This is a genomic window from Streptomyces sp. NBC_00154, assembly GCF_026342835.1.
Taxonomy (GTDB): domain Bacteria; phylum Actinomycetota; class Actinomycetes; order Streptomycetales; family Streptomycetaceae; genus Streptomyces.
Genome location: NZ_JAPEMI010000001.1, coordinates 4439898 through 4460669 on the forward strand (window position 1 = coordinate 4439898; position 20772 = coordinate 4460669).

Annotated in this window: 15 protein-coding genes and 3 pseudogenes; 5 read left to right on the forward strand and 13 right to left on the reverse strand. The window is 69.2% G+C overall.

Annotated features, from left to right (window positions below; translation table 11 throughout):
• Positions 1-100 precede the first annotated feature (100 nt).
• The 3 genes from OHA03_RS19880 to pepN form a co-directional block, all read right to left on the reverse strand.
• Entirely contained in the window at positions 101-3400 is a 3300-nt protein-coding gene (locus OHA03_RS19880) for a S8 family serine peptidase (RefSeq protein WP_267005164.1), read from the reverse strand.
• A gap of 168 nt (positions 3401-3568) precedes the next feature.
• Positions 3569-4624, reverse strand: a complete 1056-nt coding sequence (locus OHA03_RS19885; protein WP_267005165.1) for a hypothetical protein — start codon at positions 4622-4624, stop codon at positions 3569-3571.
• A gap of 261 nt (positions 4625-4885) precedes the next feature.
• The gene (gene pepN, locus OHA03_RS19890) at positions 4886-7501 is read right to left on the reverse strand and encodes an aminopeptidase N (RefSeq protein WP_267005166.1); all 2616 of its coding nucleotides are present in this window, start codon (positions 7499-7501) and stop codon (positions 4886-4888) included.
• Between the two features lie 131 nt (positions 7502-7632).
• On the opposite strand from pepN, the gene OHA03_RS19895 reads away from it, so the two are divergent.
• Complete coding sequence (locus OHA03_RS19895) at positions 7633-8283, forward strand: DsbA family protein (protein ID WP_267005167.1); 651 nt, start codon at positions 7633-7635, stop codon at positions 8281-8283.
• Between the two features lie 288 nt (positions 8284-8571).
• Here OHA03_RS19895 and OHA03_RS19900 read toward each other — a convergent pair whose 3' ends face one another.
• Positions 8572-9390 carry an NAD(P)H-binding protein gene (locus OHA03_RS19900; protein WP_267005168.1) on the reverse strand — a complete coding sequence of 273 codons (819 nt, stop codon included), beginning with the start codon at positions 9388-9390 and terminating at the stop codon, positions 8572-8574.
• 80 nt (positions 9391-9470) lie between these two features.
• On the opposite strand from OHA03_RS19900, the gene OHA03_RS19905 reads away from it, so the two are divergent.
• Positions 9471-10073 (forward strand): TetR/AcrR family transcriptional regulator, encoded by a 603-nt coding sequence (locus tag OHA03_RS19905; RefSeq protein ID WP_267005169.1) that lies wholly within the window; start codon positions 9471-9473, stop codon positions 10071-10073.
• Here the strand turns inward: OHA03_RS19905 and OHA03_RS19910 are convergent.
• Positions 10057-10713 (reverse strand): annotated as a pseudogene (locus tag OHA03_RS19910) (transposase); the annotation flags it as partial. The gene OHA03_RS19905 and the pseudogene OHA03_RS19910 sit on opposite strands and share 17 nt — an antisense overlap.
• 597 nt (positions 10714-11310) lie before the next feature.
• On the opposite strand from OHA03_RS19910, the gene ltrA reads away from it, so the two are divergent.
• Positions 11311-12561, forward strand: coding sequence for a group II intron reverse transcriptase/maturase (gene ltrA / locus OHA03_RS19915; RefSeq protein WP_267005170.1), 1251 nt, complete (start codon positions 11311-11313; stop codon positions 12559-12561).
• Between the two features lie 84 nt (positions 12562-12645).
• Here the strand turns inward: ltrA and OHA03_RS19920 are convergent.
• From OHA03_RS19920 to OHA03_RS19945, 6 genes and pseudogenes are all read right to left on the reverse strand, one after another.
• Positions 12646-13179 (reverse strand): annotated as a pseudogene (locus OHA03_RS19920) (IS110 family transposase); the annotation flags it as partial.
• 241 nt (positions 13180-13420) lie between these two features.
• Positions 13421-14260: an MOSC domain-containing protein gene (locus OHA03_RS19925; RefSeq protein WP_267005171.1), complete on the reverse strand. Its 840-nt coding sequence runs from the start codon at positions 14258-14260 to the stop codon at positions 13421-13423.
• Positions 14257-14907 (reverse strand): CatB-related O-acetyltransferase, encoded by a 651-nt coding sequence (locus OHA03_RS19930; RefSeq protein ID WP_267005172.1) that lies wholly within the window; start codon positions 14905-14907, stop codon positions 14257-14259. The genes OHA03_RS19925 and OHA03_RS19930 overlap by 4 nt, the downstream gene beginning before the upstream one ends.
• Positions 14908-15110: 203 nt before the next feature.
• A complete protein-coding gene (locus tag OHA03_RS19935) occupies positions 15111-15842 on the reverse strand; it encodes a DUF2071 domain-containing protein (protein ID WP_267005173.1) in 732 nt (243 codons plus the stop codon).
• Positions 15839-16177, reverse strand: coding sequence for a metalloregulator ArsR/SmtB family transcription factor (locus OHA03_RS19940; RefSeq protein WP_030970052.1), 339 nt, complete (start codon positions 16175-16177; stop codon positions 15839-15841). The genes OHA03_RS19935 and OHA03_RS19940 overlap by 4 nt, the downstream gene beginning before the upstream one ends.
• 157 nt (positions 16178-16334) lie before the next feature.
• Complete coding sequence (locus OHA03_RS19945; protein WP_030921315.1) at positions 16335-16976, reverse strand: superoxide dismutase; 642 nt, start codon at positions 16974-16976, stop codon at positions 16335-16337.
• A 153-nt stretch (positions 16977-17129) separates the two neighbouring features.
• Between OHA03_RS19945 and OHA03_RS47840 the strand changes: the two genes are divergently transcribed.
• Positions 17130-17627: a hypothetical protein gene (locus OHA03_RS47840; protein ID WP_323181234.1), complete on the forward strand. Its 498-nt coding sequence runs from the start codon at positions 17130-17132 to the stop codon at positions 17625-17627.
• Positions 17624-18256 (forward strand): histidine phosphatase family protein, encoded by a 633-nt coding sequence (locus OHA03_RS19955; RefSeq protein ID WP_267005174.1) that lies wholly within the window; start codon positions 17624-17626, stop codon positions 18254-18256. Before OHA03_RS47840 ends, OHA03_RS19955 begins: the two co-directional genes overlap by 4 nt.
• On the opposite strand, the pseudogene OHA03_RS19960 reads toward OHA03_RS19955, so the two are convergent.
• Together OHA03_RS19960 and OHA03_RS19965 are read right to left on the reverse strand one after the other, a co-directional pair.
• Positions 18246-19184, reverse strand: a pseudogene (locus tag OHA03_RS19960) (amino acid permease); the annotation flags it as partial. The gene OHA03_RS19955 and the pseudogene OHA03_RS19960 sit on opposite strands and share 11 nt — an antisense overlap.
• Before the next feature lie 30 nt (positions 19185-19214).
• Positions 19215-20606 carry an amino acid permease gene (locus tag OHA03_RS19965; protein WP_267005175.1) on the reverse strand — a complete coding sequence of 464 codons (1392 nt, stop codon included), beginning with the start codon at positions 20604-20606 and terminating at the stop codon, positions 19215-19217.
• Positions 20607-20772 lie beyond the last annotated feature (166 nt).

Sequence of the window (20772 nt, forward strand, 5' to 3'; positions counted from 1 at the left end):
CAGACGGACAGTGTCCCGGCGCGGGCCGGGACAGAGCAGTGGGGCGGGCGCTCCACAGAGCGCCCGCCCCACTGTCGTCACCTACGACGCAACCGGATCGTTACGGCGTGACCTTCTCGATCACGACGCTGCCGGTGCCCGCCGCGGTGCCGCGGCTGTTCACCAGCTGCACCTCGCCGAAGAACTGGCGTCCCTCGGGAGCCGCACCGCCGACCACGACGTCCGCGCCGACCTGCGCCGACGCGCCGCTGGCCAGGTTCACGGCCTTCGACTCGTCGACCTTGAGGGTGCCGAGCGACGGGGAGTAGTACACGTCGCGGTAGTCGTACGTGGTGGTCCCGGCCGGAACCGAGTAGCCGTCCACGACGATCGTGTACGTACCGGCGGCGGGGTCGGCCAGGCTGACCGACTCCTCCGCACCCGCGCTCGTGGAGGAACCGACCTCGGTGCCCTTCGCGTCGAGCACATACAGGTCGATGTCGGCGTTGGCGTCCGAGGTGCCGCCGATGGCGACGTCCAGCTTCTCGACGCCCTCACCGATGGTGACCGTGGTGACCTGCTGGTCACCCGTCTTGATCGACGGGGTGGCAACCTTGGCCGAGCCCAGCGAGCCGCCCTTGAGCTTGCCCTCCAGGTCGCCCGCGGAGTTGGTGACGGTCCAGTTCACCGCGGTCGGCGTGCCGATCTTCGCCTCGGGCAGCGTCTGCACGGCCGGGTCGAAGGACGCGCCGAGCAGGCTGACATCCAGCTTGAAGGGGTTGTCCAGCAGCGGCGACGTACGCCGTGACTCGACCTCGATCTCCCAGACACCGGGGGCCGGGTCGACGTACGAGCGCACGTCCGGGCGGCAGGTGTTGGTCGGGTTGTCGTAGTTCGGGTAGCAGAACGGCGTCCCGCTGTCCTCCATCTGCACCCCGTACGGGTGGATGGAGATGAAGCGGGTCTGGCTGCCCGAGCGCAGTGCGCTCATCGCGACCTCAAGGGTCTTGGCGCCCTCCGGCACGTTCACGAAGTACGACGTGGTGCTGTTGCGTTGCACCGAGCCGGACGCAGTGAACGCGTAGGCGGGCTTCACCAGGTCCTTGGCGACGACGACCGTGGCGAGGATCTGCTGGTCCACACCGGAGGTCTTCGCGTCGTCGACCTGCAGGATCGCGCTGTGCACACCCGCGCTGCCCGGCTTCGCCTGGACCTTGACGGTCACCGGCTTGCCCAGCGGCAGCGAGACGGTGCTGCTGCCGGTCAGGGCGAAGGTGCCGTCGTTGTTCTTCCAGGACAGCTTGTGCGCGACGGCCTTGTCCGGGCCCGTGGTGCGGGTGACCGTGACGTCGTACGACTTCTTCTGGCCGACCTTCAGGCCGCCCTCGCGGTCGTACAGGCCGGTACCGAAGCCGGGGGTCTTCAGCGCGAAGTCGATCGCAGTGTCGACCGGGGCCTTCACGGAGTACTCGTGCGCCGGGGAACCCTGCTTCTCGATCTGCTTCCAGGCGCCCACGATGTTGATCAGGCCGGCACCCTGGGCGTGCGCGGGCACACCCTGGATGTGGGTCGCGGTGCTGGTCAGCGCGGTACGCAGGTCGGCCGGGGGCAGCTCGATGTGCTTCTGCTTCGCGGCGGACAGCAGCAGCGCGGTCGCACCGGCGGCCTGCGGCGAGGACATCGAGGTGCCCTGCAGCATGGAGTAACCGGCCGGAAGCGAGTAGCCCGCCTCCTTGACCGGGCCGCCGGGCAGCCAGGTCTGGGTGGTGTTGATGGAGGCGCCGGGGGCGGTCAGGATCGGCGCGAAGCCGCCGTCCTCACGCGGGCCACGGGACGAGAACGGCAGCATGTCGTACTTCTTGGTGACGTTGGAGCCGTAGTTGGCGGCCCAGGTCTCCTTGGAGATGGACGCGCCGACGGAGATGACGTGGTCGGCGAGGCCGGGGTCACCGATGGTGTTCACACCCGGGCCGTCGTTGCCGGCCGAGATGACCAGCTGGACGCCGTAGGTGTCGATGAGCCGCTTGTACAGCGCCGCGCGGGCGTTGTTGCCGTCGTTGAGCGGCGGCAGGCCACCGATCGACATGTTGACGACATCGACACCGCGGTTCACGACGAGGTCGATCATGCCTTCCATGAGCGCGATGTTGGTGCAGCCGCCGGACCAGGTGCAGGCGCGCGAAGAGACGATCTTCGCGCCGGGCGCGGCGCCGTTCATCTTGCCGCCGAAGAGCCCGTTGGCGGAGGTGATGCCGGCGACGTGGGTGCCGTGCTCGCTCTCGATGACACCGATGTTGACGTAGTCGGCCTTGTCGCCGGCCGCGTTGTACTCGACGTTCTTGCGGGTCTCGACGACGAACGGGATGCGCTCGACGACCTGGGTCCGCGGGTCGTCCGTGCCGAAGTAGGAGACCTGGTGCTTCTCCTTGTACGGCTTCAGGACCGCGTCGTTCGAGAAGTCGGCGTCGTTGTTCAGGTCGACGCGCGTGGTACCGGTGACCGGGTCGTAGAGCACGGCCCAGGTGTCGGTGGTGTCGCCGTCCCGGTTCAGGTCCCCGGCCATGTCGCCACCCTTGGTGGCGGCCTCGGAGAAGAGCTGGATCTTGTACGAGCCGGCCGGCGCCGAGTAGGTGCGGCCGCCGATCGTGAAGACGGGGCCGGTCACCGAGGCGGTCATCCGCAGCCAGGTGCCGTCGCCGTCGTCGACCGGGTCGGTGGCCGTCACCCAGTCGACGATCTTGCGCTCGCCGGTGGTGGTCTTCTGGAGCGCCGGGTGACCGAGGTCGACACCCGAGTCCAGGATGCCGATGGTCACGCCGCGGCCGTCGGCCTTCGGGTGCTGCTGGACGAAGTCGACCGCGCCCGTCTCGAAGGACGGGTTGTACGGGTTCTTCGCCGGCGTCTTCTTGCCGGGCGCCGGGTAGGTGCCCGTGGCCTGCGTCTTCGCCCCGGCGGCCCGGTCGCCCGCGGGCGTCGGGTCGTCGAGCATGATCTCCTGCTTGAGATCGATGCCGCGGACGGACGTCAGCTTCGAGGCCGCCTTGATGGTCGCCTCGGCGGTCGCGGTCGGGACGGTCGCGCGTACGTAGCCGAGCTTGTCGTACGTACGCCCCAGCACGGACCCCTTCACGGCGTCCAGCTGCTCGGCGACCTGCTCGGTCGCACCGGGTGTGGTGGCGACCATCATGGTGACGTTCTTCTCGCCCTTGGCCTTCGCCTTGGTCAGGACGTCGGCGTCGGCCGCACCGAGCTTGTCGCTCGTGGCGGTCGCCTTCACGGGGGTGTCGGCCGGGTCGTCGGCGGCGAAGACCGGGGTCACGCCGGAGGCCGCCAGTGCGGCCACCAGACCGGCAGCGGCCGCGACTCGGGCCACGCGTCTCGCCCCGGATATGGAGCTGGGGGATTCGGAGGTCATCAGCATCCCTGTATGTGAAAGAGAAAGTCCGGAATTCGGTACCGGATGACCGCTCAGCCTTTCGTAAACGACCTGCGTTTGTGGAGGGTTGAGGGAGGCGAGATGCGGTCATGGCGTACTCCCGCCACTGGGGCTGATGCGTCATGAGGGACGAAAGGGTCGATAACTGCCCCTTCACCGGGGCAGGATGACCACATACGCGGCAGGTTCGCGGTCGGCCGCCGCCATCAGGGCGGTACGCACCACGGTCGCCTGCTGGTCCGCCGCGATGCGTAGCTTCCTCGGCGCGACGTGGACGACGGTGACCCCGAGCCGTTCCAGATGCTCCCGCTCGGCGGCGCAGCCGGACCAGTCGGCGTCGTGCCCCTCCAGGCGTCGGTCACCGTCGAGCGTGCTGTGCAGGGGCGCCCGGCTGTCGAGTTCGACAGCGACGCCCTGGTCGGGCCAGTAGGCGTCCACCCCGCCGAGGTGCGGGCCTCCGGGCAGCCGCAGGTCCACGTTCCAGAGCGGCTCCGGCAGGTCGTAGGTCCGCACCATGTCGTACAGCCGGCTCTCCGCCAGCGCCCGCCCCTCGGCGAGCAGCGAGTCGACGGCGTTCACGATGTGGGGCCGGTCCAGCAACTTGCTGCGGCTCAGCTCACGTACGACCGCGGCGGGTTCGCAGTGTCCGCCGCGGACCGCCTCGGTGAGCAGCAGCCGGACGGCGCCGGTGTCCCCGAGGCCGGTGACCGCATCCGCGAGTGCCCGTGCCACGGGGGCCACCGGCAGCCCGGCGAGCTGCTCGGGGCGGGGCAGCTCGGTCGTCCGCACCACGTGCACGTACCGGACGGACCGCAGTCGCCGGGTGCGCGGCACCAGCACGTCGATCCGGTCGAGCGAACTCATCGGCGGTACGAGAGAGAAGCCGTGGAGGGCGAGCGCGGCGGGGCCGGTGACCATGGCCTCGCCGTACCCGGTCGACCGCGCCGCGCCGCCCTGCGCGGGGACGGCGCGCCGCCGCCCGACGTACAGCAGGGCGGACCGCAGCCGCTCCTCGCCGGTGGGCGCCCCCGGGTGCAGTACATACACGCCGGGCAACGGCTGCTGCCACGGACCACCGGCCCGGCACTGCGCGGCAGCCCGCGCGGGGGACACGCCGAGTGTCTTCAACTGCTCGACGGACAGCACGCGTTGCCGTTCGCCGGCGGGGAGGCGGAAGTGACAGGGGGAGAGAGGGGTGTTCTGGGTCATGCTCCGGGGTATGCCGCAGGCCGCGGTGCGGCTAACCCCTGTTACACGCCCGTCGACAATTCAGGACAACGCCGTCCTAAAGTACGGACGTTCGACAACCGAAAAGGGTGATCCCGCCGGGGATTGTGCGTCCCGTCAGCCCACGCGGGCCGCTCCGGTCCTCCTCGGCCGATTCCGCCGGCCCCGGCCCCGGACGGGCCGAAGATCAAGCCCGTCCGGGGATTGAGGGCAACACTGCCGTGCTCGCCCCGGGGCGCCCCGTCAGAGGTCGGCCCCCGCCTCCGCGTCACACGCCTGCGCCCGCAGCGCCCGTGCCAGATCGTCCCGTGCCTCCAGCACCAGTCGACGCAAGGCCGGCGCCGCATCCGCATGCGCCTCCAGCCAGGCGTCCGTCGCGGCCAGCGTCGCCGGGTCGTCCTGCAGCGCCGGGAACAGCCCCTTCACCACGGACATCCCGATCTGGATCGACCGCTCGGCCCAGACCCGTTCGATCGCATCGAAGTACCGGGCTGCGTACGGCGCCAGCAGCTCCCGCTGCGACGACTGCCCGAACCCCGCGATCGTCGCCTCCACCAGCGCGTTGGACAGCGCGTCCGACTCCACCACGGCCGCCCACGCCTGCGCCTTGACCGCAGCCGACGGCCGCGAGGCCAGGCACCGCACCTGGTGCCGCTTGCCGGACGCCGTGTCGTCCCGGGTCAGTTCGGCATTGATCACAGACTCGTCGGCGACCCCGTGCGCGGCCAGCGCGGACAGGAACGCCCACCGCAGCTCCTGGTCGACCTCCAGCCCGTCGATCCGCGCGGACTCCCCCAGCAGCGAGGACAGCAGCTGGAAGTCCGCGTCCGAGTCCGCGACCGTCGCGAAGAACCGCGCCCATGCCAACTGGTGCTCGCTCCCCGGCTCGGCGATCCGGAGCTCCCGCAGCGCACCCTCGGCCAGCGCCCGCCCGCCCTCCTCACGCCACCCGGGGGCGGCGTAGTGGACGAGCGCCGTCCGGGTCCAGGCGTGCAGCATCTGCAGGACGCCGATGTCGGTCTCCTGGCCGGAGAAGGCCAGCACGAGCGAGATGAAGTCCTGGGCCGGCATCAGCCCGTCCCGCGTCAGATTCCACAGCGCGGACCAGCACAGCGCCCGCGCCAACGGGTCGGTGATGTCCCCGAGGTGCGCGCGCAGGGTGGCGAGGGACGCCTCGTCGAAGCGGACCTTGCAGTACGTGAGGTCGTCGTCGTTGACGAGGATCAGCTCGGGCCGCTCCAGACCGGCCAGCGCGGCGACCACCGTGCGCGGCCCCGCGACATCCACCTCGGCGCGCGCGTACCGCACCAGGTCGCCGCGGGTCGTGCGGCGGTACAGACCGACCGCGACCCGGTGCGGCCGCAGCTCGGGGTGCGAATCGGCGGCCTCCTGGAGGACCGCCAGCTCGGTGATCCGGTCCGCCGCGCCGTACGTCACCACCGGCGTCAGCGAGTTGACGCCGGCAGTCTGCAGCCACGACCGCGACCAGGTGACCATGTCCCGCCCGGATGTCTCGGCCAGCACCGACAGCAGGTCGCCCAGCTGCGTGTTGCCGTACGCATGCTTCTTGAAGTAGCGCCGGGCACCCTCCAGGAACGCGTCCCGTCCCGCGTAGGCCACCAGCTGCTTCAGCACCGACGCACCCTTGGCGTACGTGATGCCGTCGAAGTTCAGCTTGGCGTCCTCCAGGTCACGGATGTCGGCCGTGATCGGGTGTGTGGACGGCAGCTGGTCGGCACGGTACGCCCAGGACTTGCGGTTGTTGGCGAAGGTGATCCAGCCGTCCTTGAAGCGGGTCGACTCCACCATGGCGAAGACGCCCATGAAGTCGGCGAACGACTCCTTCAGCCACAGGTCGTCCCACCACTGCATGGTGACGAGGTCGCCGAACCACATGTGGGCCATCTCGTGCAGGATGACGTTGGCACGGCTCTCGTACGACGCCTGCGTCACCTTGCCGCGGAAGATGTACTCCTCGCGGAACGTGACGCAGCCCGGGTTCTCCATCGCGCCGAGGTTGTACTCGGGCACGAACGCCTGGTCGTACTTCCCGAACGGGTACGGGTAGTCGAAGTTGTCGTGGAAGAAGTCCAGGCCCTGCTTGGTGACGAGGAAGATGTCGTCCGCGTCGAAGTGCCGGGCGAGGCCCTTGCGGCAGAGCGCGCCGAGCGGGATGTCCAGCGTCGTGCCGTCGTCGAAGGTACGGCTGTACGAGTCGGTCACATAGTGGTACGGACCGGCGACGACCGCTGTGATGTACGTCGAGATCGGCTTCGTCTCGGCGAACCGCCAGACTCCGCCGTCGCGGGACTCCTCGGCCCCGTTGCTCCAGACCGTCCACCCCTCGGGCGCCGTCACCTCGAAGCGGAAGGGAGCCTTCAGGTCGGGTTGCTCGAAGTTCGCGAAGACGCGCCGCGCGTCGGCCGGCTCGTACTGCGTGTAGAGGTAGACCTCGCCGTCCTCCGGGTCGACGAACCGGTGCATGCCTTCGCCGGTCCGGCTGTACGCGCACTGCGCGTCGACCACCAGGACGTTCTCGCCCTCCGGCAGACCGTCCAGCGCCACCCGCGTCCCGTCGAAGACGACGGCGGGGTCGAGCGCCTGCCCGTTCAGGGTCACCGAGGTCACGCTCGGCGCCAGCAGATCCGCGAACGTCGACGCCCCCGCCCGCGCGGAGCGGAACCGGATCGTGGTCACCGAGCGGAAGGTCCGGGGATCGGCCGGCCGGTCCCCGCCGTCCCCGCCGCCCTCGGGATCACCGATCGCGGACCGCAGGTCGAGCACGACGTCGTATCCGTCGACGGTCAGCAGCTCGGCCCGCTCGTGGGCTTCGTCGCGGGACAGGTTTTGACCGGGCACAGGTGCACTCCTTTGTGTCACGTTCGAACAGTTTGATCCTCCCATGTGCCTCCCGGCCCGGGCGCGCGGGAATGGCAGGGCCGTTCGGCGGTGTTCTCGCGCACAGGTGCGATCGCCTCTTGAGGAGAGACATGTCTGAGAACGCCACGGTGAACGGCAAGACGCCCGCCGATTTCTGGTTCGACCCGCTCTGTCCCTGGGCGTGGATGACCTCGCGCTGGATGCTGGAGGTGGAGAAGGTCCGCGACGTCGAGGTCCGCTGGCATGTGATGAGCCTTGCCGTCCTCAACGAGAACAGGCTCGACGAGCTGCCCGACGAGTACCGCGACATGCTCGAGACCAAGGCCTGGGGCCCGGTCCGCGTCGTCGTCGCCGCCCAGCAGAAGCACGGCGACGACATCGTCGGTCCGCTGTACACCGCGCTCGGCACCCGCTTCCACAACCAGGGCGAGGGCCCCACCCGTGAGGCGATCGTGGCGGCGCTCGAAGACGTCGGTCTGCCGGCCGAGCTCGCGGAGTACGCCGACTCGGACACATACGACGCGGAGCTCCGCGCCTCCCACCAGGAGGGCATCGACAAGGTCGGCCAGGACGTCGGCACGCCGGTCATCGCCGTGCCGGGCTCCGACGGCGAGCAGGTCGCCTTCTTCGGCCCGGTGGTCACCCCTGCCCCGAAGGGCGAGGAGGCGGCGAAGCTGTGGGACGGCACGCTGCTGGTGGCGTCGATCCCCGGCTTCTACGAGATCAAGCGGACCCGGACGCAGGGCCCGATCTTCGACTGACGTACCCACCCGGTGCGGGTTCCGGCCACCGTCCGGAACCCGCACCGTGATGCGTCACGCGTACAGCTGGGCGGGCTTCGTCAGGCGCCCTGCCACTCGATGGAGCGTCCGGACGGGGCCGGCCATCGACTCCGCAGGGGCAACAGCCGGGCGGTTCAGCGGAGTTCGTGGCGGTCCGCACGCTGATTTGGCGACCGGTAGCGGATGGTCGTCCTCCGGATTGTGGTGCCCCGCGGCCACGTCGTGGTGCTCGGTCTCGAGACAGGTGAAATTCGCCGCGCGGTGGTTTCACCGGAAGGACTCGGCGGCGCGTGCGGCCCAGTCGGCGAAGGTGCGCGGCGCGCGGCCGAGGATCTGCTCGACGTCGGGGCTGACCTTCTGCTCCGCCGCCAGTGGCTCACCGAGGATGCCGAGCGTGCCCTCCACCACCGGCTCGGGCATGAACTGCAGCATCTGCGCGCGGGCCTCCTCGCGGGTCTGCTCGACGAATCGGACCGGAGTGTCCAGTGCGCCGCCGATCGCCTCGGCCCGTTCCCGCTGGGTGACCGGCGCGGGCCCGGTCAGTTCGTACGTACGGCCCGCGTGGCCGGCCTCGCGCAGGACCACGGCCGCGACCTCGGCGACATCCGCCGGGTCGACGGTGGGCAGCCCGACGTCGCCGAAGGGTGCGGCAACTGTGCGCTGCGTACGGATCGACTCGGCCCACGCGAAGGTGTTGGAGTTCAGGCCGCCGGACCGCAGGACCGTCCATGCGAGACCCGGCCGGCGGACGGCCTCCTCGAACGCCCCCGGGTGACGGTAGGCCTCCGGCCGCGTCCCGACCCCCAGGGAGGAGAGCAGGACGACGCGCCGGACCCCGCCGGCCGCTGCGATGTCGATGATGCCCTGCGGGTCGTCGCCCGCGACGAGCAGGAACAGTGCGTCGGCGCCGTCCAGCGCGGTGCGCAGGCTCTCCGGATCGGCGAGATCGGCCCGCTGGTGCCGTACGCCGTCGGGCAGCTGCGCCGGAGGCCGCCGGGAGACGGCCGCCACCTGTTCACCGGCCGAGGCAAGGATCCGCACGAGTTCCCGTCCGACGTTTCCGGTCGCACCCGTTGCAACGATCATGAGAACCCCATGTGTTAGTTAGTTGACTGACTTAGATGCGACGATAGCCGGTCGCCCGTCGCACGTCTACAGTTAGTCAGGTGACTCACTCAAAAGGCGTCCGGCAATCACCGGGCAAGCGGGAAAGGCTGGCGGCCGCCGCGGCCCGGGTACTTCACGAGCAAGGTGTCGAACAGACCACGATTGCCGACATCGCACGAGCGGCCGACGTCCCGTTGGGAAACGTCTACTACTACTTCAAGACCAAGGATCAGCTCGTCGAGGCGGCGATCGACGCACATGCGCAGAGCCTGAAGTCGATGATCGGTGTGCTCGACGAGCTTCCCGCGCCCCAGGACCGACTGAAGGCACTCCTGAACGGCTGGGTCGAGCAGCGCGAGCTCACGGCTCAGTACGGCTGTCCTACCGGGACCATGGCCTCGGAACTCGACAAGCGGGCCGACGGCCTCGACCTGTCGGTCGCCAAGGTCATTCAGGCGCTGCTCGACTGGGTCGAGCAGCAGTTCCGGGCGATGGGCCGCAGTGACTCCCGTGAACTCGCGGTCGCCTTGATCGCCGCCTACCAGGGGATCTCGCTGCTCACCAACACCTTCCGGGACCCCGACCTGATGGCCGCCGAAGGACGTCGGCTGGAACGCTGGATCGACTCGCTTCCCAATCTGGAAGTCAAGCGGCATGAGTGACTGGGGGTATGACGTCGTAGCACCGTCGGTCACGGATCAGGGCCCAGAAGACGTTGACGCGGCGGCGGGCGAGTGCGAGCACGGCCTGGATGTGACGTTTACCCTCGGCTCGCTTTCTGTCGTAAAAGCGGCGCGAGTTGGGGTCGCAGCGGATGCTGATCAGCGCGGAGGTGTAGAAGACGCGTTGCAGGCCGCGGTGGTACTGCTGTGGCCGGTGCAGGTTGCCGTGGGACTTCCCCGAGTCGTGCGGGGCAGGGGCCAGGCCGGCGAAGGCAGCCAGGCGGTCCGGGGTGGCGAAGGATGCCATGTCGCTCCCCACAGCGGCCAGGAACTCCGCTCCCAGCAGAGCGCCGATTCCCGGCATGCTGGTGATCACGTCGGCGAGTTCGTGGCGGCGAAACCGGCCCTCGATGAGCTTGTCGATCTCCGCGATCTTCTCGTTGAGGGCGATCACCTCCTCGACCAGTGCCCGCACCATCGCCGCGATGGCCGCTTCGCCGGGGACGGCGGTGTGTTGCCGCTCGGCGGCCTCGACCCCCGCGGTGGCGAGGTCATGGGCGTTGCGGACCTTGCGGGCGGACAGCCACTTGGCCAGGCGGCTCACACCCACGCGGCGGATCGATGCCGGAGTCTGGTAGCCCGGTGTGTCCTGAACATGAATGGGAGTTGATAGTAGGGCAGCTTCTGGAAATGGTGCTGTGCGAGAGATGAAGGATTTCGGCCCTTCGGAGTCGCCCTGTGGGGGGAGGCTTCAAACCACCTCATGCCGCATTAGCTGAAGACTGTTGTGGTGAGCGATGAGGAAAAGGCATCCAAGAGATGTCAGGTAGGGACTGGGAAGACGAGCGCAAGCGAATCGCTGCTGACGTGTCGAAAACAGAACAGACGACATCGAAACCGAGGCGCTCTGGCTTGTCTCGGGATAAGCCTGACGGGAGCCCACCTACTGGTCAGGCGGTGTCCGGCATGAAGGCGACGTGAGCCCAGTCTGCCGCTCTCGCGTGGAACAGGAGAAGGCGCGCTCCGACACTGCCCACCCAGCACGGGTGGCGAGAGGGAGTGCCCCAAGCGGCCGAAACCGCAAGGGGTTGAGTACCGATGCGGGGTGCGCCGGCGGACCGGCTCGTAGTAGTGCTGAAGCCTCTGTAATGGGGGTGGAGCGAAGGGGCCGGGTCGTCCGTGACCGAGTGTGTCGTATCAACCAGAGGTATCTGGGAGGAATTCGATGGGCCGGTTGATGTCACAGACCAAGCCGTTCGATATCTCGAAGTGGGAAGTGAAGGAGGCGTGGGAGGAAGTCAGGGCGAACAAGGGCGCCCCGGGCGTGGATGGCGAGTCCATCGATGAGTTCGAGAAGGACCTGAGGAACAACCTCTACAAGGTCTGGAACCGAATGTCGTCGGGCTCGTACTTTCCGTCTCCGGTGCGCGCGGTGGAGATTCCCAAGCCCCACGGCGGTGGCATGCGGATGCTCGGTATTCCGTGCGTCGCTGACCGGGTGGCGCAGACCGTGGTGGCACGGCATCTGATGCGACGAGTGGATCCCATTTTCCACCCGGACAGCTACGGATACCGGCCCGGACGGTCCGCGCTGGACGCGGTCGGGGCCTGCCGGGAACGCTGCTGGAAGCGCGACTGGGTCGTCGAGTTCGACATCCGGAAGTTCTTCGACAGCGTCCGGTGGGACCTGCTGGTCAAGGCGGTGGAAGCGCACACCGACGCCGTCTGGGTGAACTTGTATGTACGGCGATGGCTCGCCGCGCCTCTGCAACTGCCCGACGGCAACCTGCTGGAACGGGAACGCGGAACGCCTCAGGGCGCCCCGGTGTCTCCCGTGCTGGCGAACCTGTTCCTGCACTACGCGTTCGACATGTGGATGAGCCGGGAGTTCCCGTCTGTCACCTTCGAACGCTATGCGGACGACGCGGTGCTGCACTGCGTCACCGAGCGCCAGGCCCGCCAGGTGCTGGCCGCGCTCCGGAGCAGGATGGAAGAGGTCGGGCTGGAACTGCACCCGGCCAAGACCCGGATCGTGTACTGCCGGGACGCGAAGCGCCAGAGCTCCCACGAGCATATGGAGTTCACGTTCCTCGGCTACACATTCCGCGCCAGAGCAAGCCGGACCCGGAGTGGGCAGACGTTCCTGTCATTCTCCCCGGCAATCAGCAAGGAAGCCCTGAAGAAGATCAGTGCGGAGGTCCGCTCCTGGCGGCTGCAACACCGCACCGGTTCGACTTTCACGGACCTCGCACGGCGGATCAATCCCGTCGTTGCGGGCTGGCTCAACTACTACGGCCGGTACGGCCGTTGGGTGTTGATCCCGTTCCTTCAGCGAATCAACGCCTACTTGGTTCGCTGGATCCGCAGAAAGTACCGTCGGCTGGCGCCGTTGCGGAAGGCCATTGCGAAGCTCCAGGAGATCGCCCAGCGGTACCCGCGGATGTTCGCGCACTGGCCGGACACGACACTCGCCGCATTGGCCTGGTGATCAGGATGACAAGAGCGGAGTGACGAGAGATTGTCACGCTCCGTTCTGTGGGAGCCCGGGGGTGAGATTCCCCCGGGCGACCCGACTCAGCAGCACCAGCGGCCCCTTGGTGGTCACATCCAGCGCACGTTCCAGCGCGGGGAACATGCTGGTCAGCGTTCCGCGCAGGCGGTTGATCGCTCGGTTGCGGTCGCAGGCGAGGTCGGTGCGGCGGGCCGTGAACAGCTTGAGCTCGATGGTCGCCTCGTCGCTGGGCCGCATGGGCTTCAGATCGCGGCGGACACGAGCCTGGTCGGCGATGACGAGCGCGTCGCGGGCATCGGTCTTGCCCTCGCCCCGGTAGCCATCGGTGGCACGGTTGACCGCGCGGCCGGGGATGTAGAGCAGTTCCTGCCCGTGGTTGACCAGCAGAGCGATCAGCAGTGCGGCCCCGCCGTCCGCCATGTCCACCGCCCAGGTCACCTCGTCCGCGAGGGCGAGGACGTCGGCGAGGAGCTGGAGGAGATCCGGCTCGTCGTTGGCCACCCGGCGCGACAGCAGCTTGGTGCCGTCGGCGTCGAGAACGAGGCAGTGGTGGTGGGTCTTGCCGCTGTCGACTCCGGCCCATATCCGGCTCATCGCGCTCCCGAAGCTCGTCGTTGCAGTACGTACCACGGACGACCTCGCCGGCATTGCCTTACACAGCGACTTGTTCGCACTTCCCAATCAGCGGCCTGGTCGTCGTGGGGTGCTGGGCGGCGAAGCGAGTTCAGCCACGAACGGCAGCCGCCTGAAAGCCACACCCAGCACCCCTGGGTGACCCAACCCTACGAATGGCTCGATCAACCCGTCCAAGAACGTAAGGCTCGCCTGACTGGGTTCACGCGTCGAGCCGGCTCGTGATCTCGACCGCGTCACCGACGGCCACCACACCCTCGCGGACCACCGCGTTCTTCACGCCGAAGCTGACCTTGTTGCCGTAGTCGGGTTCGCGGCGGTACGTCGCCAGGGTCCGGACCGGCTCCGGGCCCGCCCGGAGGCCGGTCGACTGGTCCACCAGCGGGACGTTGCACCGCATCGCCCTCACGGAGTAGGCCAGTTCGGCCGATCCGATGGTCATCCGGCGTACCCGGTCCTCGAAGTGCGGCTCGTCGGCGCCGGACAGGACGATGTTCGGGCGGAAGCGGTCCATCGGTACGCCGGCCGCGTCGCCGCGGGCCTCGATACGGGCGTTGAGGCCGGCCAGCGACGCGGTGGAGGCGACCAGCACCGCATGGGCGTCGGCGAAGGCGACCTTGCCGGGGGTCTCGCCCCAGCCGTCGCGGTCGAAGTCGGGTGCCACCCGTACCAGCCGGGACTTCGCACCGAGCGCGTCCGAGAACCACTCGGCGACCGCGTCCCCCTGGTCGCACGCCTCGCCGAGCGGACGGTCGAACATACTGACCGTGCGGCGCGGGCCGTCCCGGTCGACGTCCAGCTCCAGGGGCTCCAGGTCCGGCACGGAGAGGGCCAGCACGGCGCCGCCGTCCAGGACTTCGGCCTTGATCGCAGCCATCGCGGGGTGTGTCCGCTGACTGCGGAACGCGCCGTCCTCGGCGTCCACCACCATGAACGTACGGTCGTGCACCAGACCGGTCCGGGTGATCTCCGCCCGGTCGACCGGAACCGCGCCGCAGCCCTTGACGGGGTAGTACGCCAGTCCCTGAACGGTGATGGTCATGACGTCCCCTCCTGGGCAGCCGCTTCGAGCGCCTCGACGCTGCCGGACATGATCGTGCGGATGTGCCGGGTGATGAGCTCGATGGGCCAGTCCCACCAGGCGACGGCGAGGAGCCGGGTGACGGTTTCGTCGTCGTAGCGGGTACGGATCAGCTGCGCCGGGTTGCCGCCGACGATGCCGTAATCCGGGACGTCGCCGACGACGACCGATCCGGCACCGATGACGGCGCCGTGCCCGATCCGTACACCTGGCAGGACCGTCGAGCCGTAGCCGAACCAGACATCGTTGCCGACGACGGTGTCGCCCCGGTCGGGCAGTCCGGTCAGCAGGTCGAAGTGGTCGGCCCAGGAGCCGCCCATCGTGGGGAACGGAAACGTGGAGGGGCCGTCCATACGGTGGTTGGCGCCGTTCATGAGGAACCGCACCCCGGTCCCGAGCGCGCAGAACTTTCCGATGACGAGCTTCTCCGGGCCGTAGTGATACAGCACGTTGCGGGTTTCGAAGGCGGTCGCGTCATCGGGGTCGTCGTAGTAGGAGTAGGCGCCGACCTCGATCAGCTCCGACGTCACCAGGGGCTTCAGCAGGACCACACGCGGCTGTCCGGGCATGGGGTGCACGGCGGTGGGGTCGGCGGGGACCGGACTCATGGCGCCCATCATCGCATTCACCCCGGAGGGCACACGTTTCTTCGGGGGCTCGCTCGATGCCGAGGGGCAATGCCGTGACGCCGGCGCAGGGTGCGGGGCAGGCGGCGGTTCACCGAACCGGTCGCAGTCGGGCCGGCGCCCGGCGCCACCGCGGTACGGACCGTCGGCGCCGAGGGACACGACGGGTTGATGGCCACCGCTCGTCAGCGACGGGCCATGGCCCTCGCCGGCAGCGGGCGCCAGCGGGCGGCGACGTCGCGCATGACCAGGACGCTGTCCAGGGTCGCGGTGCCGGCCGGGAAGCGGTCCGGGTCGTCGAAGAAGGTCGACCGCGCGGATCGGACCCGCCCGGCTTCCACCTGCCACGCGTCCGTTTCCAGTTCCATGGCGTCGAGACGGCGGCCTGAAGCCCTTGGGGACAGGCCCCTGGCCCCGGCGCGGAAGAAGTCCGATGCCTCCTGGAGATCGGTGAAGAGCTCACTGCCGCGCAGTTCGTCGGTGACCTCGGCCGTGACGTCGACCCGAATCTCGCCGTCCCGGGTGGCGAGAGCGACCCGTACCTCGTCGGGCGTCTCGTGCACCGTGAAGTCGGCGCGGCCGTGTTCACCGGGGAAAATCCGCCCGCCCGCCCAGGAGTTGATCCGTGAGCCGGTGTCGCGGCGTGTGATGTAGACGCCGGTCTCGATGCCGTCCGGGCCGTCCCACTCGACGGAGATGCGGTGCGCGGCGTTCTCGCTGCGCAGACCCACCGGCGGCGGTGCCCATGCGGGGCGTGCGGAGCCCAGGCGCAGGAGGCAGATGCCGGCGACGGCGTGGCCGCGTACCAACTGGGGTCGCAGGCCGGCGGGCAGCAGGCGGGCGGCGGCGTCCGGGGTGACCCGGTAGTTCACCAGGAGGCGGCGCTCGATGACGCTGGAGAGTCGGGGCTGGATCACGATGTGCCGCCTTCCTCTTGTGTGGCGGACCGCCACTTGGTGTGGCGCAGGACGATCTGCTCGGGGCAGACGGAGCTCAGGAACCGTCCGATGCTGGTCGCCAGCCGATCCTCGGCCAGCGAGTAGAGGATGCGGTTGCCGTCGCGGCGCTCGGTGACCAGTCCGGCGCCCTTCAGTACGCCGAGGTGGCGGGAGATGGACGGTGCGCTGATCGCGAACCGGGCCGCGATCTCCCCCGCCGCCAGTTCGCCGCCCCGGAGGTCCTCCAGGATCTGGCGCCTGGTCGGATCGGCGAGGGCGCGGAAGGCGCTCGCCTCGTCATCGGTCGTTGCCATGCCAGATATTTAGCACATGAGCTAATTAGCAAACAAGCTAAGTGTCCGGAAATGGGGGAGCCCCCGCGAGTCACGTCTTCGCGGAGGCTCCCCGTTCATCCGCCTGCCGGTGAAGGTTGAGAAGACGATCACGAGGCAGGACGTCCGTGCGTCCTGGTCAGGGGGCGAGCAGCAGAACGTCGGCGCGCTCCTTGGCGGCCGCGTACCGCTTCGCCACGTCCTGCCAGTTGACGACGCGCCACATCGCCTCGATGAAGTCGACCTTCTGGTTCTTGTACTGGAGGTAGAAGGCGTGCTCCCAGGCGTCGAAGACCAGGATCGGAACCGAGCCCTGGCCGACGTTGCCCTGGTGGTCGTAGACCTGCTCGACGATCAGCCTGCCGCTGAGCGGCTCGTACGCCAGCACCCCCCAACCGGAGCCCTGCGTGGTGGCAGCGGCCTTCGTCAGCTGGGACTTGAAGCCCGCGTACGAACCGAAGGAGTCGGTGATGGCGTCCGCGAGGTCGCCGACACCGTCCGCCGCGAGGGGCTCGCCGCCGCCGTCGCCGCTCATGTTGTGCCAGTAGATCGAGTGCAGGATGTGGCCGGAGAGGTGGAACGCGAGGTTTTTCTGCAGGCCGTTGACGGCTCCCCAGGCCTCCTTGTCGCGTGCCTCTTCCAGCTGCTCCAGGGTGTCGTTGGCGCCCTTGACGTAGGCGGCGTGGTGCTTGTCGTGGTGGAGCTCGATGATCTGCGGGTTGATGACCGGTTCGAGCGCCGCGTAGTCGTACGGGAGTTCCGGGAGCGTGTACGTGGCCATGGGGCGAGCCCTCCAGCTGCTGTCCTGTTGTTATTGCAACTCATATGCAAGAGCAGGCTAACAGCAGGAAGGGGGGAGTGTGATCAGCCCTTCGGCTCAGGACCGCGGGCCGCCCCGCGTGATCACTGCCAGGTGGCTCACCGTCGGCCTGATGTGCGGCGACGGGCGGGCGGGGCCGAGGGGGTCGGCACACCGGCGGGCAGGCTCGTCGCGGCCGGGGCGGCGGACGGATGCGCGGCGCGGATCGCCTCCGGTGCACTGCCCGTCGGATCGCGGAATTCGGTGCGCGGTGCGACCCCGGTCCTCAAGGGCGTCACGGCGTCGCCGGTCCGGTACCGTGCCGATGTGGTTTACAACTACCTTTCCCCGGAGGGGAGTTGGTTGCCCGGCGGAGCGCCGGGCTGCTGCGGCGGGGCGCTGACCGCCGCGTTTCCTGGGCAGGTTCCGGCGCGACCGGACGCCTCGGCCCGTGACCACGAGCCACCGGCAGCGGGCCACCCGGTCGGAATCCGGCAGGTTCTGCGCCCGTACCCGGCGCGCACTGCCCGCCACACCGCGCCGTACCTCAAACTGGTGGACGAACCGGAACGGCGGGGCCGGCGGCCCGGGGCGCTCGCCGCCCACGCCCGGGCCCGAACGGAGAGCCGATGACCATCTTCCCCACGACCCTGGTGCTCGCCCGGCACGGACAGACCGTCTGGCACGCCGAGAACCGCTACGCCGGGGTGAGCGACGTCGCGCTCACCGACGAGGGCCGCCGCCAGGCCGAGCAACTGGCGGACTGGGCGGTCCGGCATCCGGTCGACGCGATCTGGACGTCGACCGTCTCCCGCGCCATCGAGACCGCCGAACCCGCCTGCCGGGCGCTCGGCCTCGTACCCGGGCGCGAACACGATCTGCGCGAGTGCGACTTCGGGGCGGTGGAGGGGCGGACCCTCGCCGAATTCGCCGCCGAGGACCCGAAACGGGCCGAGGCGTATGTCGCCGATCCGGTGACCCATCCCTTTCCCGGGGCCGAGGACCCGCGCACGGCGGCGGCCCGGGGGACGGCGGCGCTGCGCCGGATCGCACACTTCCATCCGGGGCAGCGGGTACTGGTCGTCGCACACAACACGCTGCTACGGCTGGTGCTGTGCGAACTGCTGTCGATCCCGCTCGGCGCCTACCGCCGGGTCCTTCCGCAATTGCGCAACGCGGCAGTGAGCGAGGTGCAGCTGGGGGACGAGGGCGGCGCGCTGCTCTCCCTCAACGTGCCGTGCGCCCCCCACATCAGTTCTTGACGGCTGCGGCCCGGCGCTGGCGTACGACACCGATGACGGCCAGTACGACGGTCAGCGCACCGGTCGCCAGCAGCTGGTCGCGTGTGTCGGGCTGGCGCAGCATCAGCAGGAAGATGCCGGCCATGGCAGCCAGCGCGATCAGTGTCCCCACCGGGAACAGCCACATCCGCACGACCAGCTTCTCGGGCGCCTCGCGCTCCAGCCGGCGGCGCGGGAGCAGCTGCGATACCGCGATGAAGATCCAGACGACCAGGATCACCGCGCCGATCATGTTGAGCAGCCACGGGAAGACATCGTCCGGCCGCCAGTAGCTCAGCAGCACACACAGGAAGCCGAAGACGGACGAGACGAGCACTGCGTTGCGCGGCACGCCGGAGCTGACCCGGCCGAGGCGCTTCGGGCCCTGGCCCCGGGCGACCAGCGAGCAGGCCATCCGCGAAGCGCCGTAGATGTTCGCGTTCATCGCGGAGAGCAGTGCGATCAGGATGACCACGTTCATGATCTCCGCGGCGCCGCTGATGCCCAGGTGGTCGAGGGTCGCGTAGAACGGGCCGACCGTCGCGACCTTCGGGTCGTCCCACGGCACGAGGGTGACGATGACCGCCATCGAACCGACGTAGAACAGCGCGATCCGCCACATCGCCGTACGGACCGCCTTGGCCACGCCCCGCACCGGGTTCTCGGACTCGGCCGCGGCGATGGTGACCGTCTCCAGACCGCCGTACGCGAAGACGGAGGCGAGCAGCCCGATGATGAAGCCGTTGGAGCCGTTCGGCAGGAACCCGCCGTCGCCCCGGAGATTGGCGCCGCCCGGGGCGTCCGTGCCGGGCAGCACCCCGAGGATCGCCAGCACACCCAGCACCAGGAAGAGCGTGATCGCGACGACCTTCAGCGAGGCGAACCAGAACTCGAACTCGCCGAAGTTCTCGCGTACACGCCCCGCCACGGATCCGCCGGGTCAGGCCCGTCGCCGGTCCCGCAGTTCCCGCGCCCCCGCGACGAGCAGCACCAGACCCGTCGCCCCCGCCGACCACAGCACCTGCGGGCGCGCCACGTCATCGGTCAGCATCAGCACCAGTACGGCCACGAGCGCGGCCAGCGTCACCCAGGTCAGCCACGGGAAGCACCACATCCGCAGGGTCAGCGCCTCGGGCGCCTCGCGCTCCAGCCGGCGTCGCAGCCGCAGCTGCGACGCGGCGATCAGCCCCCAGACGAACAGCAGCACCGCGCCTACCGAGTTGAGCAGATAGAGGAAGACGGAGTCGGGCCACTTCAGATTGAGCAGTACGGAGACGAAGCCGAAGGCGACCGAGGTGAGGACCGCCCGCCGCGGCACCCCGCCCCCGCCACCGCTCCCCGACACCTTGAGCAGCCCGCGCGGCCCCTCGCCGCGCTCGGCCAGCGAGAAGACCATCCGGGACGCGCCGTAGAGATTGGCGTTCAGCGCGGAGAGCAGCGCCACGAACACCACGATGTTCATGATCTGCCCGGCCGACGGCACCCCGATCGTGTCCAGGACCTTGACGTACGGGCTCAGTCCGGCCTGCTGCGCGGTCCACGGCAGCACCGTGACGATCACCAGCATCGAGCCGACGTAGAAGAAGAGGATCCGCACGACCGCGCTGCGCACCGCACGTCCCACCGCGCGCGCCGGATCGTCCGTCTCGGCCGCGGCGATCGTCACGACCTCCAGGCCGCCGAATGCGAAGACGACGGTCAGCACACCTGAGACGACGCCGCCCCAGCCGTTCGGCAGGAAGCCGCCCTGCCCGGTGAGATTGGTCAGCCCGACCGGATCGGTGTCCGGGAGCAGACCGAAGCCGGCGAGCAGCCCGAGCACCAGGAAGATCACGATCGCGGCGACCTTGAGCGCGGCGAACCAGAACTCGAACTCGCCGAAGTTCTTCACCGCGGTCAGATTGGTGACGGTGAACACCACCATGAACGCCAGCACCCACGCCCACTGGTCCACGCCCGGCACCCAGCCGTGAGCGATCTGTGCGGCGGCCGTCGCCTCCACGGCGAGGACGACCACCAGCAGGAACCAGTAGAGCCACCCCACACTGAACCCCGCCCAGCGGCCGAGCGCCCGCTCGGCATGGACGGAGAAGGCGCCGGAGGCGGGTATCGCGGCAGACATCTCGCCGAGCATCCGCATCACCAGCATCGCGAGCGCGCCGGCGATCAGATACGACACGACGATGCCCGGCCCGGCGACCGCGATCCCGGCGCCCGAACCGACGAAGAGCCCGGCGCCGATCACCCCGCCCAGGCCGAGCATGGTCAGATGGCGCTGCTTCAGCCCGTGCGAGAGCGGCTCCTGCTGCGTGGGGGGAGGGGCGTCGTGCATGGGGTGCGGGTCACTCTCGGATAATTTATGGGGAACCTACAGTCTCACGCTGGGAGACGTGGTCCGCCGGGCGCCCCCTCCAGGCCCCCACCTCAGTGACGAGCATCACGCCGCCACATGATTGCGTACCGGTCTTTGTATGAACCCCACTAACCGGCCAACCGCC